Origin of the sequence: Citrobacter sp. S46_ASV_140, from assembly GCF_018919545.1 — a bacterium.
GTDB classification, from domain to species: Bacteria; Pseudomonadota; Gammaproteobacteria; order Enterobacterales; family Enterobacteriaceae; genus Citrobacter; species Citrobacter braakii.
On the sequence record NZ_JAHLRC010000043.1, the window covers coordinates 17,422 to 34,937 of the forward strand.

Sequence of the window (17,516 nt, forward strand, 5' to 3'; positions counted from 1 at the left end):
ACTTTACATTTTATCGTATCACACTGACGTCTTCATGCGTTTGTTAAAAAAACAGGCACAATTTCTTGCGCCTGTTGGAGGTTATTTACTGGTTGCGGGCTGTTCCGCTGGCTTTTCTTTTTCAAGATGCGCCAGGTCAAGCGCAATTTTTACCGTTTCATCCAGGTAGGGATCTGGTTCCTGGTAATCCTTCGGTAAATCGTCCAGTTTCTTCAGCGGCGGCTTACCTTCTCGCTTAAACCGATCGTTGATACGCGCCAGACGCATTGCGTCATCTTCGTTATTCTCTTTCTCACGCTGAGCGTAATTGAGAGAAGCGATGTTGCGTTTATCCTTCATCGCATTGAAACGCGCAATATCCTTCATGATGTACTGGAACTCAGGATCGTTGGCAATTCGCGCATTGTGCTCTTTTAGCAATTCAGGTCCGAATGGCGTCAGATTCTCTGATTTGGTGTAAGTCGCAGCATCAATGCTATCCCACGGCAGCGCGTTATCTTCAAACTTCTCACCGGTTTCCGTTTCTTCATTACCTGTCGGCATGATGATGTCCGGCGTAACGCCCTTACGCTGTGTACTGCCACCGTTTACACGGTAGAATTTCTGGATCGTATACTGAACAGAACCCAGCGCCGGCCATTCCGGACGCAGCATCTGATCATAAATACGGTTCAGAGAGCGATACTGCTGTACAGTGCCTTTCCCGAAAGTCGGTTCACCAACGATCAGCGCACGACCATAATCCTGCATTGCCGCAGCAAAAATCTCTGATGCCGAAGCACTGAAGCGATCGACTAACACTACCAGCGGGCCTTTGTAGTACACAACGCCGTCGGTATCGCTGTCTTCACGCACTTTACCGTTATTGTCACGAACCTGAACCACCGGGCCGGAAGGAATGAACAGACCGGAGAGCGAAACGGCTTCGGTCAGCGCGCCGCCACCGTTAGTACGCAGATCGATAATGATGCTGCTGACGTTCTGTTTTTCCAGCTTCTGCAACTGAACTTTGACATCATCCGTCAGGCCAACATAGAAGCCAGGGATATCCAGTACGCCGACTTTTTCTTTGCCAACGGTTTTCACGGACATTTTCACGGCGCGGTCTTCGAGACGAATACGTTCACGCGTTAACGTGACGGTGCGCGTCTTGGTTCCTTTACCGGCAGGCAGGATTTCAAGGCGAACTTTGCTGCCTTTGGGTCCTTTGATCAGCGCGACAACGTCATCCAGACGCCAGCCAATCACGTCGACCATTCCCTTACCGGTCTGACCCACGCCGACAATACGGTCGCCAACGCTTATTGCTTTGCTCTTGGCTGCCGGGCCGCCCGCCACCATGGAGTTAATGACGGTGTAGTCATCATCCATTTGCAAAACCGCGCCAATACCTTCCAGAGACAGGCTCATTTCAGTATTGAACTGTTCGGTATTGCGTGGAGAGAGATAGTTAGTATGCGGGTCGATCTCACGGGCGAAAGCCGTCATCGCCAGAGAGAACACATCTTCGCTGTTGGTCTGTGCCAGACGGCGAATCGCAAACTTGTAGCGACGCGTCAGCGTTTCACGAATTTCCGCATCGGTTTTGCCGGTCAGCTTCAGGCTGAGTTCGTCAAATTTAACCTTGCCGTCCCACAGCGCGTTAAGCTCTGCTTCGCTCTTCGGCCATGGCGCTTTGCTCCGGTCGAGGTTAAAGGTGTCGGTACCGGTGAAATCCATTGGACGTGCCAGTACGCTTAAAGCGTACTGATAACGTTCAAATCGGCGTTTTTGCGCCAGATTATAGAGATCGTAAAAGACATCCAGCTTGCCGGTACGCAGTTCATCGCCAAGGACCGTTTTCTTTTTTGCATACTGTTCGATATCGCTCGCCAACAGCACGTTGTGGCTGTAGTCGAGCAGATTCAAATAGCGGTCAAAAATTTTTGCCGAAAACGCCTGATCCAGATCGAACTGGCGATAGTGCGAACGCGTAAAACGCGATGTCACACGTTCACTTACCGTCGCATGCTGGGTTTCTTCCTTTAAAACGGGGATTTGATCGGCACGCGTGATATCTTCCACAGCAAGTGCCTGGCCTGCTAATGCAAGCAGACCAGCTAACGCAGTAAGCCTAAAAAAAGTGTTCATGCCAGGCCTGGCCTCCGTTTCAGAACACCAGGTGTTCTGCGCGTACAATCAAAGACATACCCGAATTCAGCTGTACACGGACGCCATCTTTGGTGATTTCTAATACGGTGGCATCCATCGCATTATTACCTGCTTTCACCTTCAGAGACTGCCCTACCGTCAGTACTGAAATATCAGATACCGGGGTATGCTGTTCTTCACGAGGAGCACGCGGTGCTTTTGCTGCTGGTTTCTCAGCGCGAGGTTTACGCTCAGCGCCTTCTTTACGACGCGGTGCAGGACGCGGCTTACGCTCGCGACGCGGTGCGTCTTCTTTTTCACCGGCAGCAGCGGCTGCTTCGCGTTTTTTCGCCTGTTGCTCTGCACGTTGCGCCTGAACGCGGGCTTTAGCTTCTTCCAGCTGTTTGCGAGCATGTTCAACGTGCTGCTCATCCAGCTCACCACAAGGGTTGCCGTCGAGATCAACACGCGTTGCGCCCAATTTAACGCCATACAGATAGCGCCAGCTTGAAGTATAGAGACGTAAGGCAGAGCGGAGCTGCGTCTTGCTGAGGTTCATTTCGCCCTCAACACGCTCTACCAGATCCTGAAAAATGCCAATTTTCAGTGGGCGCGCTTCGCCTTCCGCACTAAAACACTGCGGGAAGCGTTCGGCCAGAAACGCGATGACTTCTTTACTGCTATTCAACTTAGGTTGATTTTCCATGAAATTTCCTGATTACAACGGACGTAGCCAACAAGCGCAGGCATGAACAGGCGACATTATAATGACGTCATCAGTAATTGCTACGTTATCCGTTGATTATCCTGCGACGCGCGCAAAGAATTTTTTGTAATCCGTCGTTGCAAGCACGGTTTCAAGCTGTGCCACCAGCGTTCGCAGCCCCTGTTCATCCTCGTCAGTAAAGCGGCCAAACGCCGTGCTATCGATATCCAGCACGCCGATTATCTGATTTTCGACGGTGATTGGCAGGACGATTTCAGCGTTGCTGGCGGCATCACATGCGATGTGTCCGTCAAAAGCATGAACGTCCTCAATGCGCTGAACCTGGTTCTGCGCTACTGCGGTCCCACACACCCCGCGTCCTACCGGGATCCGCACGCAGGCGATTTTTCCCTGGAAAGGTCCCAGCACCAGCGTATCATTTTCGAGCAGATAAAAACCGGCCCAGTTTACTTCTGCAAGACGTTCATACAACAACGCGCTGGTATTTGCCAGCGTTGCCAGAAAACTGGTTTCACCTGCCATTAATGCCTGAAAGTCACGGTTCAGATCCGTGTATAGCTCTGTTTTGTTCATTATGTAATCACTTAGTTGTCTTACTTAAAGCTGCAGCCTACTAAAATAAACATTAAATGCGTTAATGCTCAAGATCATTCCCGTCATGAGTTAAGATAACATTACTTCAACAATTTGATTCGCGATACATGGCCTTAACGACACCACGCATCACGCCGACTAAAAAAATAGCCATCAGGTCCATTGGTGATGCACTCCCTCGTGCGCATTACCATCGTTGCCCTGAATGTGACCTGATCTTTAGCTTGCCTAAAATGCGTTCGCACCAAAGTGCATTTTGCCCACGCTGTCAGGCAAAAATTCGTGACGGACGCGACTGGTCATTAACACGACTGGCGGCTATGGCTTTCACCATGCTGCTGCTGATGCCCTTTGCCTGGGGAGAACCGCTCCTGCACATCTATTTATTAGGTGTGCGCATTGACGCCAATGTGCTGCAAGGCATCTGGCAAATGACCCGACAAGGAGACCCACTCACCGCATCCTTCGTACTCTTTTGCGTTGCCGGCGCGCCCATCATTCTCGTGACCTCAATCGCTTATCTGTGGTTTGGCAATATTCTTGGGATGAACCTGCGCCCAGTGCTGCTGATGCTGGAAAGGCTCAAAGAGTGGGTGATGCTTGATATCTATCTGGTGGGCATTGGCGTCGCATCAATCAAAGTTCAGGACTATGCTTTTTTGCAACCCGGTGTGGGTCTGTTTGCTTTTATTGCGCTGGTGATCCTCAGTGTTTTGACGCTGTCGCACCTTAACGTTGAGCAGCTTTGGGACCGTTTCTATCCGCAAAGACCAGCCCGTCGGCCCGATGAAAAACTTCGCGTCTGCCTCGGTTGCCACTTTACAGGTTATCCGGACGCCCGAGGTCGCTGCCCTCGCTGTCATATCCCGTTACGCTGGCGCAGGAATCAAAGTATCCAAAAGTGTTGGGCTGCTCTGCTGGCCTCGATCGTCCTGCTTTTGCCTGCTAATCTGCTGCCCATCTCGGTAATTTATGTCAATGGCGGCCGCCAGGAAGACACGATCCTGTCAGGCATAATGTCCCTGGCGAACAGCAACGTCGGCGTGGCGGCGATTGTTTTTATCGCCAGTATTCTGGTGCCATTCACCAAAGTGATTGTGATGTTTACGTTGCTCATCAGCATCCATTTTAGATGTGAGCAAGGATTGCGTACCCGCATCAAACTGCTGCGTATGGTGACCTGGATTGGTCGCTGGTCGATGCTGGATCTCTTTGTTATCGCTTTAACCATGTCGCTGATTAATCGCGATCAGATACTTGCTTTTACTATGGGGCCAGCTGCGTTTTATTTCGGCGCAGCGGTAATATTGACTATTCTTGCTGTGGAATGGCTGGACAGCCGCTTACTTTGGGATGCACATGAGTCAGGAAACGCCCGCTTCGCAGACTGAAGCGCAGATTAAAACTAAACGCCGTATCTCTCCGTTCTGGCTGCTGCCTTTCATCGCGCTGATGATTGCAGGATGGCTTATCTGGGGAAGCTATGAAGATCGCGGCAATACCGTAACCATTGACTTTATGTCTGCTGACGGCATTGTGCCGGGCCGTACTCCCGTTCGTTATCAGGGCGTTGAAGTGGGCACCGTGCAGGATATCAACCTCAGCGAAGATCTACGCAAAATTGAAGTGCGCGTCAGCATCAAATCGACCATGAAAGATGCTCTGCGCAAAGATACCCAGTTCTGGTTGGTCACGCCGAAAGCGTCGCTGGCGGGGGTTTCTGGTCTGGATGCGTTGGTTGGCGGCAACTATATCGGCATGATGCCCGGAACCGGCGAGCCGGAAGATCATTTCGTCGCCCTCGATACGCAGCCCAAGTATCGTCTGGATAATGGCGATTTGATGCTGCATCTGCGCGCCCCCGACCTCGGGTCGCTCAATAGCGGTTCGCTGGTTTATTTCCGCAAGATTCCGGTGGGCCGGGTGTATGACTACACCATCAACCCAAATCATCAGGGCGTAACCATCGACGTGCTGATCGAACGTCGCTTTACCAACCTGGTGAAAAAAGGCAGCCGTTTCTGGAACGTGTCCGGTGTGAATGCGGATGTCAGCCTCAGCGGAGCGAAAATCAAGCTGGAGAGTCTGGCGGCGCTGGTCAATGGCGCCATTGCTTTTGATTCGCCCGAAGACTCTAAACCCGCGGTGGCCGATGACACGTTTGGTTTGTATCAGGATCTCGCGCACAGCCAGCGGGGAGTGATCGTCAAGCTTGAGTTACCCAGCGGCGATGGACTCAAGGCCGGCTCAACGTCGCTGATGTATCAAGGATTAGAAGTCGGGCAACTGACCAAACTGGATTTAAATCCGGGCGGTAAAGTGACCGGCGAAATGACGGTCGATCCCAGCGTCGTAACGCTGCTGCGCGACAATACGCGGATTGAATTACACAGCCCTAAATTATCGTTAAACGATGCCAATATCAGTTCGCTACTGACGGGCAAAACTTTCGAGCTGGTACCTGGCGAAGGCGAGCCGCGTAACCAGTTTGCGGTTATTCCTGCTGAGAAGTCGTTGTTACACGATCCGGGCGTCATGACGCTTACGCTGACCGCGCCGGAGAGTTACGGTATTGATGCCGGTCAGCCACTGATTCTTCACGGCGTACAGGTCGGTCAGGTGATTGATCGCACGCTCTCTGGCAAAGGTGTTTCATTTACCGTTGCCATCGAACCACAGCATCGCGCCCTGGTGCAAGGTGACAGTAAGTTTGTGGTCAACAGCCGCGTTGACGTCAAGGTCGGGCTTGATGGCGTGGAATTCCTTGGCGCCAGCGCCAGCGAATGGCTCAGCGGCGGCATTCGTATTTTGCCCGGTACCAGGGGTGAAATGAAAAAAAGCTACCCGTTGTATGCCAACCTGGAAAAAGCGATTGAAAACAGCCTGAGCGATCTGCCAACTACCACGCTCAGCCTGAGCGCCGAAACGCTGCCTGATGTGCAGGCCGGTTCGGTGGTGTTATACCGCAAATTCGAGGTCGGTGAAGTGATTAGCGTTCGCCCACGCGCCGATGCGTTTGATATCGATCTGCATATCAAACCGGAATATCGCAACCTGCTGACCAGCAACAGCGTATTCTGGGCCGAAGGCGGGGCAAAGGTTCAGCTTAACGGTAGCGGATTGACCGTACAGGCATCTCCCCTGTCGCGAGCGCTCAAAGGGGCGATTAGCTTCGATAACCTCAGCGGCGCCAGCGCCAGCCAACGAAAAGGCGACAAGCGTATTCTGTATGCTTCCGAAACTGCCGCGCGTGCGGTGGGCGGCCAGATAACCCTGCACGCGTTCGATGCCGGTAAACTCGCGGCCGGCATGCCAATTCGCTACTTGGGGATCGATATCGGCCAGATCCAGACGCTTGAGCTAATCACCGCCCGTAACGAAGTTCAGGCAAAAGCAGTTTTGTATCCGGAATACGTGCAGACTTTTGCCCGTAGCGGTACCCGCTTCTCCGTGATCACACCGCAAATCTCAGCGGCAGGCGTCGAGCATCTGGATACGATCTTACAGCCGTATATTAACGTTGAACCAGGACGCGGTAACCCGCGCCGTGATTTTGAACTGCAGGAAGCCACCATTACCGACTCTCGTTACCTCGATGGTCTGAGTATTGTGGTAGAAGCGCCGGAAGCAGGTTCGCTGAATATCGGTACGCCAGTCCTGTTCAGAGGCATTGAAGTGGGGACCGTCACCGGGCTGACGCTGGGCTCGCTTTCTGACCGCGTGATGGTGGCGATGCGCATTAGCCAGCGCTATCAGCATCTGGTGCGGAACAACTCCGTGTTCTGGCTGGCATCAGGATACAATCTCGACTTTGGTTTGACCGGCGGCGTCGTGAAGACCGGTACCTTCAATCAGTTCATTCGCGGCGGAATCGCCTTCGCTACGCCACCGGGTACGCCGCTGGCCCCGAAAGCGCAGGCAGGTAAACACTTCCTGCTGCTCGAAAGCGAACCAAAAGAGTGGCGTGAATGGGGAACCGCCCTGCCACGTTAATCTCTCCCCTTGCTCCGGCGTACATACTCGCGCCGGAGCACTTATGCTACACTGCGCACCTGTTTTTTTGCCGGTGGTACCAAGTGGCTTATTTTCCCGACGCCTTTCTAAACCAAATGCGTGAAGCAATGCCTTCCACGCTCTCATTTGATGATTTTCTCGCTGCCTGCCAGCGTCCGCTTCGTCGCAGCATCCGCGTTAATACGCTGAAAATCTCCGTTGCCGACTTCCTCACTCTGACAGCACCTTACAACTGGTCGCTCACTCCGATACCCTGGTGCGCTGAAGGTTTCTGGATCGAACGCGATGATGAAAAGTCAGTACCGCTCGGCAGTACCGCGGAACATTTAAGCGGCCTGTTTTATATTCAGGAAGCCAGCTCAATGCTGCCGGTAGCCGCGCTGTTTGCCGATGGCAATACCCCGGATCGCGTGATGGATGTCGCGGCAGCCCCCGGCTCCAAAACCACGCAAATTGCCGCAAAAATGAAAAATCAGGGTGCGATTCTGGCGAATGAGTTTTCCGCCAGTCGCGTCAAAGTCCTGCATGCCAATATCAGCCGATGCGGGATAGCCAATGTCGCGCTAACCCATTTTGACGGGCGGGTATTTGGCGCAGCGTTGCCAGAAGCCTTCGATGCCATTTTGCTGGACGCCCCGTGTTCCGGTGAAGGCGTGGTGCGTAAAGATCCCGATGCGCTAAAAAACTGGTCGCCAGAAAGTAATCTGGAAATTGCCGCAACCCAGCGCGAACTTCTCGACAGCGCCTTTCATGCCTTGCGTCCCGGCGGCACGTTGGTTTACTCGACCTGCACGCTGAACCGTGACGAAAATGAAGACATTATGCAGTGGCTGATTGAGACCTACCCGGACGCCGTCGAGTTTTTACCACTGGGCGATTTATTCCCGCAGGCTGAACGCGCCCTGACCCCGGAAGGATTCCTGCATGTGTTCCCGCAGATCTACGATTGTGAAGGTTTTTTCGTCGCGCGTCTGCGCAAAACTGCCGAGATCCCTGCACTACCGACGCCAAAATACAAAGTCGGTAACTTCCCGTTCAGCCCGCTTAAAGGACGTGAATCCGCGCTTGTCACTCAGGCCGCTAACGCCTGTGGATTGCAGTGGGAAGACACTCTGCGCCTGTGGCAGCGTGATAAAGAGATTTGGCTATTCCCAACTGAGATTGAACCCCTGATCGGCAAAGTCCGCTTTTCCCGACTCGGCATCAAACTCGCTGAAACGCACAATAAAGGGTACCGCTGGCAGCATGAAGCCGTCATTGCTCTCGCCAGCACAAATCACAGCCATGCGTTTGAACTGACCCTTGCCGAAGCCGAAGAGTGGTACCGCGGACGGGATGTCTACCCGCAGACCGCACCGACCACCGACGATGTGCTGGTTACGTTCCAGCATCAGCCGATTGGCCTGGCGAAACGTATTGGATCGCGATTAAAGAATAGCTACCCGCGTGATCTTGTCCGGGATGGCAAACTCTTTACAGGATAACGCACGTTTTTACTGGCGCTTTTGCTAACGTTGACTACGCTGAAAAATGGACGGCCTAACTGGTCGTACCACAACCAGCAAATAAACGGAGAGCACGATGATGAAAACCAGTGTGCGCATTGGCGCTTTTGAAATCGACGACGCCGAGTTACATGGCGAATCGCCAGGGGACCGAACGTTAACCATTCCGTGTAAATCCGATCCGGATTTATGCATGCAACTTGATGCCTGGGATGCCGACACCAGCGTCCCGGCCCTTCTTAACGGAGAACATTCAGTTCTATTTCGCGAGCACTACGATCGTAAGTCAGATGCCTGGATCATGCGCCTTGCCTGATTCAAAAAGAACCCGTCGCCAGACGGGTTATTTCTTGGTTAATTTCCCTCATCTATCAACATCTTCTACACTACAGTCATGGCTTTACCATTTGAGGATGGAATGTTCACGCTGGTTCTTTTTGTGTGCTACCTGGGTGGCGGTTGTGAAGATATCGTTGTTGATGTCTACAAAACTGAGCAGCAGTGCCTGATATCGATGGACGATCAGCGTATTCGTAACGGCGGATGTTTACCCGCGGATGACTACATCGACAGCTTCTGGCGTCCGGCCCAGGAATACAGCGATTTTTGATTATTGCAGTTGCACCAGCGTCAACTCGCCGCCAAACACCGCACCAGTATCAATATAGTGCAGATTCTCGTGGTCCAGCCGCTGACGCAGAGGCGTATGGCCAAACCAAAAGTGATCCGCGCCGCGAATGCCGTTGCCTTTATTCATCAGCCTTGTGCGATCCCACAGTACCCGCTGTAAATCGACCTCTTTTTGCCACTGATAATTATCATCAGGGTAATCTGCGTGAGCAATAACGTGTATGCCGTTCTGGCAACGCAGCTCCAGAATCCAGGGTAATTGCCGACACGTTTCAAGAGCGGCTTTCGCCGCTGGCTGCTCCGCCTGCGCAAACCACGAACCGCCATTCATAAACCACAGGAATTGCTCCCCGGTTGCCAGCGCGTCCAGCCCCATCTGTTCATGATTCCCTCTGACCGCGATAATCCAGCGTTTACGCAGTAGTTTCAGGCAACGCAGACTGTCAGGCCCGCGATCGATAACATCCCCCACTGAAACCAGCAGGTCCTGCCACGGATCAAAATGACACAGGCGCAATTTCGCCATCAATAATGAGAAGCAACCGTGGATATCCCCAACCACCCAAACATGTCGCCAGCGCGTCGCTTCCACTCTTTGATAAGCATTGTCAGGCAGTCCCATTTGACCTCCTGTACACAGTTCTCATGCAACTTTAATTTTAGCAAATACATCAGAAAGGCGGGGATGTTTCTATTTATATCCGAGACATAATTATTTATGGATATGTAATCGGGCATCCATTTTAATCCCATTCGCTGTAATAACGACAAGTGGTGTTGGCTTTAAATCGTAACAGTCAAGTATTCGTGAAAGTAAGTCATGAGGAACCTCCGATGAAGCCATAGCTTTCATGACAAACGATTTATCATTAATGGTCCGTAGAAGCAGGCTATTAAAAACTTCTTGTTTATATGCATTGAATTCAAAATAACGCTTGGCTTTACAAAAAGCCTTAACTAACGATTCCCAAATTTGTATTTCTTTTTCCGGATCATGGTCTTTCATAAATCCATCATACCAACCCACAAGATCGTTAGGGAACACTTCAGCTAATACAAGCATCAATATTTCGATTCTATCTTTTTGCTCGCTATTTAATTTAGAATTATATTTTTCTTGCATAAGAATATCTTTCATAGATATCAAAAAGTTAGACTCATTATACTTTTCAATTTCAATAGCGATCTCTTTCTTTTCCACCAATATTATAGGATTAATACAATTGAAATTAAGTCGTTCATTTATCTTATTACATTCATCTAGAACTACCTTACTGCAAATTTCTATTGGTAGTTCAAAAAACTCTCTTCTATGGTTTACTCTATAAGGTTTTAAGCGAAGATGAATATTCTTTTCTGCTTCCCGATAATTTCCTACTTTACATGCCATAACCACATCGAATGGTAGTGGAACACCGGTCACCCCATTAAACAATTGCTTAGCCCGATGCTCAGGCATGTTCTTTGTAAACCCTATCTTAAAAAGATTATCCTGATAGGCATCATTCTTTAAAATATAAACATAACCATCTGAGTCATTCATATATCCATTCCATCTTTAATAATTTTATCGCTATAATCCGCTCATAATAAATCATAATCCTTAGATTATTACCAATTAACTTTATCCGATATCCCCATGGCTATGAACAAATTAATATACTGTCATTTTCAATAGTACAACATTTAAGTCATATCCATCTGCCACGCTACGAGAACATTTGCATAAAGGGATACAGATAGCACCGAGTTCAAGACCAAAGTGAAAAATGACAGAAAAGTACTTGGATATGGGGACAAAAATGTTTAGATTGTTGTAGCAGGCATAAAATGCCGCACAAAGAATTTCGTGTGTTTTGGCACCGTGCTTTCTAACCTTTTGGTTTTTAAAGTACATAAAAAGAGACCGAATACGATTCCTGTATTCGGTCCAGGGAAATGGCTCTTGGGAGAGAGCCGTGCGCTAAAAGTTGGCATTAATGCAGGCTAAGTTACCCTGCCATTTAAGAATAGATGACAGCGCCAGGTTTTCCAGTCCGCGACTAAAGAGGCCTGAAAAAAAGGACGATTGTCACACATCCAAACGTAAAAACCGCAAGTTCTCCTGAGCGAGCCTTGCGGTTTTTTATTGGAAATCAGAACGCTACATCTGACAATTAGCAGAGCTTTTCTGCACGCTCCACAAACGGTGCGAGGCTCATTTTTTCGCCCGGTTTCGCCGGGTCGTCAATCTGGATAATCTCGATTGGCTTCGCCGTAGTTTTCCCACTCTCTACCTGCTGTCTGGCAACATCATTCAATGGATATTGCACCAGCGTACTAGGATTGATGACATACAGCGCGTTACCTGGACGGCAGGTCAGCATCACCTCTTCCCGATTAAACGCCCACTTATCTTTGCCAACCTCAAAACGGCTGACGGTGATGACCTGTGGCGCAGCCAGCGCGGCCCCTGAACTTGCCAGTAGTAATAACGAGATAATGATTTTTTTCATGCGTTTCGCCAATCCATCAATCAGAAAGGTTCGAGGGTTGCAAACAGGCTGACAATCGCCAGCACAACGGCCCCAATTCCCCATTCCAGCTTAGTCATCCAAACAAAATAGAGTGTCATACTGCGGTTATCCTGCCGCATGCGTGGTACCAGAACATACCTATTCACCAGCGCAATCGCCACCATTAGCATCACCAGAGCACCTTTTAACAAAAGCAGTTGCCCGTAAGCCATGTGCCAGGGAACAGAAAAACCGACAATAAACAGCGCATTCATGATACCGGTAAGTAAAACTCCGATAACGAAAAGATGCCCGTAGCGGGAGAAACGCATCATAGTATTGATGGCCTGTTCCCGCCAGCGGCCTTGCGCCATTTGCATACAGTAAAGTACGGGCAGCAAACCGCCGAACCAGGCGGCAGCGCATACCAAATGCAAGGCGTGGTTAACCTGCTGGATTGCACCAGCGATACCGCTATGCAGCGTCGCGTGTCCGACGCCAGCCAGCAAAATAAACTGCGCAATCGTCAGCATTAACAGCCTTCGCGGCATGCTGCGCGGCACTATAATTACCACCACCAGCGTGACCAACGCGAGGATAATCTGCCATAACCAGACGCCGCCAAACTGCGTTTGCAACACGGCGCCCCATATGTCACTAGAAATAACATCCCGCCAGCCTGAGCCCATTAAACCACCCTGGATCGCCAGCATCAGCGTCGCGCTAATAAAGCTCCACGCTGCGGCATGTCGTTGCAGACGCAAAAAACGACGCATCATTAAACGACGAACCGAAACGGGAGCCAGCCATGCGCCGTAGAGCGCACAGCCAAAGACCAGCATCAACGTGGTAAAATGGATAAACCGTAGTGCAACCCAGGTAAATTCCAGCATCGGTTATTTCACGCTAAAGGTATATTGCCCCTTTGTCTTATGGCCATCCACGGAGACGACGTGCCAGTCGACAGTATATTTTCCGGCCTCAAGCGTTTGAGCAAGCGGAATAATCAGTTGTGTTTTGTCCTGTTCACTGCGTGATGCCTTGCCCGTTTTGATCTGTTCTTTGTTTGGGCCTGTCAGCGTTGCGCCGCTGAATCCCGGCTCGACACCTTCAGAGAAATTCAGCGTCAACGCCTGAGGAGATACCGCAACATCGGCATTAGCCGCCGGGCTTTGTTTTGTCAGGTGAGCATGAGCCAGGGCGGCGGGAGTTGCCAGAAGGCTGGCGAGTACGATGAGAGCGTTGCGAAGCATAGATGCAGATGAAGCCATTTCAACTATTCCTTTTTGTTATGTCTAATCTATAGAGAATAACCTTCTACAATGATCGAGTCGAGAATCATCATTTCGGTCTTGCCATTAATGCACACTCTTAGTAACTTTGCGCGCCGAAAGACAGAGAAAAGGAGAAGCCCATGAACATCAATCTGGCCAAACTTGAGCAAGCTGAAATGGATAAGGTCAATGTTGACCTGGCCGCGGCGGGTGTCGCATTTAAGGAGCGATACAACATGCCGGTTGTTGCCGAAGTCGTTGAGCGTGAACAGCCCGAACATTTACGCGACTGGTTTCGGGAAAGACTGATCGCGCACCGTCTGGCATCCGTTTCCCTTTCACGTTTACCCTACGAGCCTAAAGTTAAATAAAACTTATATTACGTTACGATTCCTTACATGATGCCTGCTACAGTATAAGTATATTCTTAATCTATACTTTAAAGATGGTTGTAGACAATATGAAAAGGAAATCATTATGTCGCACTGGAAAATCGCAGCAGCACAGTACGAACCTCTTCAAACCTCAGTTACCGAACATGTCGCGCATCACCTGCAATTCATTCAGGCAGCCGCTCAATGCCAATGTGAATTGCTGGTTTTCCCCTCCCTTTCCCTGTTGGGTTGTGTTGATGAGAATGACGCGCTCCCTGCCCCACCCGATGAAGCGTTGTTAGAACCTCTCGCGCATGCAGCCGTGACTTATCGCATGACGATTATTGCGGGGCTATCGGTAGAACATAACAATCGGTTCGTAAAAGGTATCGCGCTTTTCTCTCCCTGGATGACCTCCCCCTTAATGTTTCATCAGAGCCACGGGGCCTGTATCGCCAGACAGCAAAATGCCATCAGTGTTGTGGATAGCCAGCCGGAAGGTATCGATATCGACCCGGCGTACTCGCTATTCACCAGCAGTCAGTCTGTCAGTGAGCCCGAATTGCTCTCCTCCACATCTCGTCTACAGAGTTTCTCGCATAAATTTGCCATTGCGGTATTAATGGCCAATGCGCGTGGCAGCAGCGCGTTATGGGATGAGCAAGGTCGATTGATTGTTCGCGCAGACAGCGGTTCCTTACTCTTAACCGGTCAACGCACGCCACGGGGTTGGCAAGGTGATATCATTCCTTTACGCTAATCGTTTTGGGTCAGGAGCATGGCATGTTGCGCATAATAGATACGGAAACCTGTGGTCTGCAGGGAGGCATTGTTGAGATTGCTTCTGTCGATGTGGTTGACGGAAAAATAGTCAACCCCATGAGCCACCTGGTGCGTCCTGACCGCCCCATCAGCCCTCAGGCGATGGCAATTCATCGCATTACGGAAGCGATGGTGGCCGATAAACCGTGGATTGAAGATGTCATCCCCCAATATTACGGCAGCGAATGGTACGTGGCGCACAATGCAAGTTTTGATCGCCGCGTATTACCCGACATGCCCGGGGAGTGGATTTGCACCATGAAACTCTCCCGTCGTTTGTGGCCAGGAATCAAATACAGCAACATGGCGCTGTATAAATCGCGCAAACTGAGCGTGCAGACTCCAGCTGGCCTGCATCATCACCGTGCCCTGTACGACTGCTACATCACCGCGGCACTGCTGATCGACATCATACAAACGTCAGGCTGGTCAGCAGAACAGATGGTCGATATTACCGGCCGTCCTGCGTTACTCACTACTTTCACTTTTGGTAAGTATCGCGGAAAACCTGTATCAGAAGTGGCTGAACGCGATCCGGGCTATCTGCGCTGGTTATTTAATAACCTCGACAGTATGAGCCCGGAGCTGCGCTTAACGCTGAAGCACTATCTGGATAACGCCTGAGCAGACGCCTGCCCAGGCAGTGTCCCCTGCGCCAGTCCGATCAAAAACGCGTATTCCAGGGCCACGCCTTCGTATGATTTAAAACGCCCGGATTTTCCGCCATGCCCGGAATCCATATCCGTGCAGAGTAACAGCAGACGATCGTCCGTTTTCAGCTCACGCAGTTTTGCCACCCATTTTGCCGGTTCCCAGTATTGCACCTGGGAGTCGTGTAATCCCGTCGTAACCAGCAGATGAGGATAAGCCTGCGCTGTAACATTGTCATACGGGCTGTAGCTTTTCATGTAGGTGTAATACTCTTCGTCCTGCGGATTCCCCCACTCTTCAAACTCACCGGTCGTCAGGGGAATGGACTCATCCAGCATCGTGGTCACCACATCGACAAAAGGCACTTGCGCAATGACGCCATGGAAGAGTTCCGGGCGCTCATTAATGGCAACACCCATTAACATTCCTCCGGCGCTCCCCCCCATGCCATAACACAGCGAAGGCGCGCCATAACCCATTTTTAGCAGCGCGTCGCAGACGTCGAGGTAGTCATTGAAGGTATTTTTCTTGAGCAGAAACTTACCGTCTTCGTACCACTGCTGTCCTAACTCGCCGCCGCCACGCACATGAGCAATGGCATAAACAAAGCCGCGATCCAGTAAGCTCAAGCGGCTGCTGCTGAAATCGGCGTCCATGCTGGCGCCATACGAGCCATAGCCGTAGACCAGTAACGGGTTTTTCCCTTTCAGGAAATACTTTTGATGGTAAACCAGCGAAACCGGAACCTCGGTGCCATCACGCGCGGTGATCCAGACGTGTTCGCTACGGTAGTTCGCCGCATCAAACCCTGGGACCTCCGTCTGTTTGAGTACGCGACGTTCTCCGGTGTCCATATCCAGTTCAAACAGCGTGTCCGGTGTGGTCATGGAGGAATAGCCATAACGCAGACGCGATGTCTCAGGTTCTGGATTATAGGCAAGCCATGTCACATACGCCGGATCATCAAAAGCGATGCCGACCACTTCGCGCGTTTTACGATTAATCTGTCGCAGGCTGGTTAAGCCCCGCTGACGCTCTTCCACCACCAGCCAGTCTGTGAACAGCGTAAAGCCCTCCAACATGACGCTGTCGCGCGGCGGGATCAGCGTCTCCCAGGCTTGTTCATCACGCACACGGGTACGGTACAGGCCGAAGTTTTTACCCTGACGGTTGGAACGCAGATAAAACGTATGCTGATAGTGATCGAGGCTGTACTCGTGATCTTTGCGTCGCGCTAAAAAGACTAACGGCTCGGCATCCGCCAGTTCTGCGTCAAGCAGCAAAACCTCACTGGTGGTCGCGCTGGCGATATGAATAACCACATAATGTAACGAGGTCGTTTTATGTAGACTTACATAAAACATGTCATCGGCTTCTTCATACACCAGCTCATCCAGTGATGACGGCGAGCCGACGGTATGCCGCCACACTTGATACGGGAGCAGCGTCGTTGCGTGTTTGCGCACGTAATAGAAGGTTTGCGAGTCATTCGCCCAGACCAGATCCGCTTCAACGTTTTCCAGCACTTCCGGATACCAGTTGCCGCTTTGCAGATTGCGAAAACGCACGCCATATTGTCGACGAGAGAGATAATCTTCGGCCAACGCCATGATGGAGTTATCCGGAGATATCGCCAGTCCCCCCAGCGTATAAAACTCACTGTGGGCCGCGCGCTGGTTACCATCCAGCAAGGTGTCCCATTCATCCCACTCTTCACTGAAGGCAGACTGACGCTGATAAATGGCATATTCGCACCCCGGTTCATAAATATGCCGGTAGCGATAACCATTCTTCACATAGGGGGCGGAAGCATCCTGAGGCGGGATACGGTCGATAATCTCTTTCAGGACTCGATCCTGCAATGCCTGCTGCGAGGCCATAATCTGGCGGCCATACGCATTTTCTTGTTGCAGATAATCCAGCACTTCTGGCTGCGAGCGGGTGTCATCTCGCAGCCAGTAATAATTATCAACACGGGTATCGCCATGATTCGTCATGGCGTGGGGAATACGAGAAGCTTTTGGTAGCATGTCATTGTTCTTTTGCTTAAACATCCTATAAGGGTGGCAAAAGACAGCAATGATGCAAGCGAAACATGCGCCTTAACGGTAAGTAATTAACCCGGTAAAGCCTGTTTTTGTTCCTTGAGATCCTGTTCAATGCCTTCACGAACATCCTGCGGGATCTTCAACGCATCGCCCAGCGCGTTCAGATAGCTACGCTCCATAAAGTGGTCGATATCAATCGCCGCACAGCTCAGGAAGTAAATTTCCAGCGCCTCTTCTTCGTTGCGGATCCCT

General features: G+C 50.9%; 18 protein-coding genes. 8 read left to right on the forward strand and 10 right to left on the reverse strand.

Annotated elements, in window-relative coordinates:
* Positions 1–81: 81 nt before the first annotated feature.
* The 3 genes from prc to KQJ19_RS12835 form a co-directional block, all read right to left on the reverse strand.
* On the reverse strand, positions 82–2,130 hold the full coding sequence (gene prc / locus KQJ19_RS12825; RefSeq protein WP_029139508.1) for a carboxy terminal-processing peptidase: 2,049 nt from the start codon (positions 2,128–2,130) through the stop codon (positions 82–84).
* Positions 2,131–2,149: 19 nt separating this feature from the next.
* The gene (gene proQ / locus KQJ19_RS12830; protein ID WP_003833781.1) at positions 2,150–2,836 is read right to left on the reverse strand and encodes an RNA chaperone ProQ; all 687 of its coding nucleotides are present in this window, start codon (positions 2,834–2,836) and stop codon (positions 2,150–2,152) included.
* 96 nt (positions 2,837–2,932) lie between these two features.
* Positions 2,933–3,430 (reverse strand): GAF domain-containing protein, encoded by a 498-nt coding sequence (locus KQJ19_RS12835; protein ID WP_016152783.1) that lies wholly within the window; start codon positions 3,428–3,430, stop codon positions 2,933–2,935.
* A gap of 128 nt (positions 3,431–3,558) precedes the next feature.
* On the opposite strand from KQJ19_RS12835, the gene yebS reads away from it, so the two are divergent.
* The 5 genes from yebS to KQJ19_RS12860 all read left to right on the forward strand — a co-directional run bounded on the left by yebS (position 3,559) and on the right by KQJ19_RS12860 (position 9,580).
* Positions 3,559–4,842, forward strand: a complete 1,284-nt coding sequence (yebS, locus tag KQJ19_RS12840; RefSeq protein WP_016152782.1) for a membrane integrity lipid transport subunit YebS — start codon at positions 3,559–3,561, stop codon at positions 4,840–4,842.
* Entirely contained in the window at positions 4,811–7,444 is a 2,634-nt protein-coding gene (locus tag KQJ19_RS12845; RefSeq protein ID WP_047498962.1) for a PqiB family protein, read from the forward strand. The genes yebS and KQJ19_RS12845 overlap by 32 nt, the downstream gene beginning before the upstream one ends.
* An 83-nt stretch (positions 7,445–7,527) precedes the next feature.
* Positions 7,528–8,949, forward strand: a complete 1,422-nt coding sequence (gene rsmF, locus KQJ19_RS12850) for a 16S rRNA (cytosine(1407)-C(5))-methyltransferase RsmF (RefSeq protein WP_227021106.1) — start codon at positions 7,528–7,530, stop codon at positions 8,947–8,949.
* 100 nt (positions 8,950–9,049) lie between these two features.
* Entirely contained in the window at positions 9,050–9,286 is a 237-nt protein-coding gene (locus KQJ19_RS12855; protein ID WP_029139506.1) for a YebV family protein, read from the forward strand.
* A 102-nt stretch (positions 9,287–9,388) separates the two neighbouring features.
* Entirely contained in the window at positions 9,389–9,580 is a 192-nt protein-coding gene (locus KQJ19_RS12860; protein ID WP_016152779.1) for a YebW family protein, read from the forward strand.
* Here the strand turns inward: KQJ19_RS12860 and pphA are convergent, their stop codons facing one another.
* The 5 genes from pphA to yobA all read right to left on the reverse strand — a co-directional run bounded on the left by pphA (position 9,581) and on the right by yobA (position 13,366).
* On the reverse strand, positions 9,581–10,222 hold the full coding sequence (pphA, locus tag KQJ19_RS12865; RefSeq protein WP_141895052.1) for a protein-serine/threonine phosphatase: 642 nt from the start codon (positions 10,220–10,222) through the stop codon (positions 9,581–9,583). It lies immediately after the preceding gene.
* A 90-nt stretch (positions 10,223–10,312) separates the two neighbouring features.
* Positions 10,313–11,143 (reverse strand): GIY-YIG nuclease family protein, encoded by an 831-nt coding sequence (locus tag KQJ19_RS12870; RefSeq protein WP_216403727.1) that lies wholly within the window; start codon positions 11,141–11,143, stop codon positions 10,313–10,315.
* Between the two features lie 613 nt (positions 11,144–11,756).
* Positions 11,757–12,095: a YebY family protein gene (locus KQJ19_RS12875; RefSeq protein ID WP_003833793.1), complete on the reverse strand. Its 339-nt coding sequence runs from the start codon at positions 12,093–12,095 to the stop codon at positions 11,757–11,759.
* 20 nt (positions 12,096–12,115) lie between these two features.
* Entirely contained in the window at positions 12,116–12,988 is an 873-nt protein-coding gene (gene copD, locus KQJ19_RS12880) for a copper homeostasis membrane protein CopD (RefSeq protein ID WP_049271209.1), read from the reverse strand.
* A gap of 3 nt (positions 12,989–12,991) precedes the next feature.
* Positions 12,992–13,366: a CopC domain-containing protein YobA gene (yobA, locus tag KQJ19_RS12885; protein ID WP_047415373.1), complete on the reverse strand. Its 375-nt coding sequence runs from the start codon at positions 13,364–13,366 to the stop codon at positions 12,992–12,994.
* Positions 13,367–13,509: 143 nt separating this feature from the next.
* On the opposite strand from yobA, the gene KQJ19_RS12890 reads away from it, so the two are divergent.
* The 3 genes from KQJ19_RS12890 (at position 13,510) to exoX (ending at position 15,189) form a co-directional block, all read left to right on the forward strand.
* Positions 13,510–13,740: a DNA polymerase III subunit theta gene (locus KQJ19_RS12890; RefSeq protein ID WP_003034925.1), complete on the forward strand. Its 231-nt coding sequence runs from the start codon at positions 13,510–13,512 to the stop codon at positions 13,738–13,740.
* A 106-nt stretch (positions 13,741–13,846) separates the two neighbouring features.
* Positions 13,847–14,503: a carbon-nitrogen hydrolase family protein gene (locus KQJ19_RS12895; protein ID WP_047415371.1), complete on the forward strand. Its 657-nt coding sequence runs from the start codon at positions 13,847–13,849 to the stop codon at positions 14,501–14,503.
* Between the two features lie 23 nt (positions 14,504–14,526).
* A complete protein-coding gene (gene exoX / locus KQJ19_RS12900; RefSeq protein WP_016152773.1) occupies positions 14,527–15,189 on the forward strand; it encodes an exodeoxyribonuclease X in 663 nt (220 codons plus the stop codon).
* On the opposite strand, the gene ptrB is transcribed toward exoX, so the two are convergent.
* Together ptrB and KQJ19_RS12910 are read right to left on the reverse strand one after the other, a co-directional pair.
* Entirely contained in the window at positions 15,171–17,246 is a 2,076-nt protein-coding gene (gene ptrB / locus KQJ19_RS12905; protein ID WP_216403728.1) for an oligopeptidase B, read from the reverse strand. The two genes, exoX and ptrB, sit on opposite strands and share 19 nt — an antisense overlap.
* An 86-nt stretch (positions 17,247–17,332) precedes the next feature.
* Positions 17,333–17,516: DUF533 domain-containing protein (locus KQJ19_RS12910; protein ID WP_216403729.1), on the reverse strand; the 184-nt coding region annotated here is incomplete at its 5' end.

Coding starts and splice junctions, on each gene's coding strand:
- prc (WP_029139508.1), bottom strand. CDS start 2,130: ATGAACACTTTTTTTAGGCTTACTGCGTTAGCTGGTCTGCTTGCATTA.
- proQ (WP_003833781.1), bottom strand. CDS start 2,836: ATGGAAAATCAACCTAAGTTGAATAGCAGTAAAGAAGTCATCGCGTTT.
- KQJ19_RS12835 (WP_016152783.1), bottom strand. CDS start 3,430: ATGAACAAAACAGAGCTATACACGGATCTGAACCGTGACTTTCAGGCA.
- yebS (WP_016152782.1), top strand. CDS start 3,559: ATGGCCTTAACGACACCACGCATCACGCCGACTAAAAAAATAGCCATC.
- KQJ19_RS12845 (WP_047498962.1), top strand. CDS start 4,811: ATGAGTCAGGAAACGCCCGCTTCGCAGACTGAAGCGCAGATTAAAACT.
- KQJ19_RS12855 (WP_029139506.1), top strand. CDS start 9,050: ATGAAAACCAGTGTGCGCATTGGCGCTTTTGAAATCGACGACGCCGAG.
- KQJ19_RS12860 (WP_016152779.1), top strand. CDS start 9,389: ATGTTCACGCTGGTTCTTTTTGTGTGCTACCTGGGTGGCGGTTGTGAA.
- pphA (WP_141895052.1), bottom strand. CDS start 10,222: ATGGGACTGCCTGACAATGCTTATCAAAGAGTGGAAGCGACGCGCTGG.
- KQJ19_RS12870 (WP_216403727.1), bottom strand. CDS start 11,143: ATGAATGACTCAGATGGTTATGTTTATATTTTAAAGAATGATGCCTAT.
- KQJ19_RS12875 (WP_003833793.1), bottom strand. CDS start 12,095: ATGAAAAAAATCATTATCTCGTTATTACTACTGGCAAGTTCAGGGGCC.
- copD (WP_049271209.1), bottom strand. CDS start 12,988: ATGCTGGAATTTACCTGGGTTGCACTACGGTTTATCCATTTTACCACG.
- yobA (WP_047415373.1), bottom strand. CDS start 13,366: ATGGCTTCATCTGCATCTATGCTTCGCAACGCTCTCATCGTACTCGCC.
- KQJ19_RS12890 (WP_003034925.1), top strand. CDS start 13,510: ATGAACATCAATCTGGCCAAACTTGAGCAAGCTGAAATGGATAAGGTC.
- KQJ19_RS12895 (WP_047415371.1), top strand. CDS start 13,847: ATGTCGCACTGGAAAATCGCAGCAGCACAGTACGAACCTCTTCAAACC.
- exoX (WP_016152773.1), top strand. CDS start 14,527: ATGTTGCGCATAATAGATACGGAAACCTGTGGTCTGCAGGGAGGCATT.
- ptrB (WP_216403728.1), bottom strand. CDS start 17,246: ATGCTACCAAAAGCTTCTCGTATTCCCCACGCCATGACGAATCATGGC.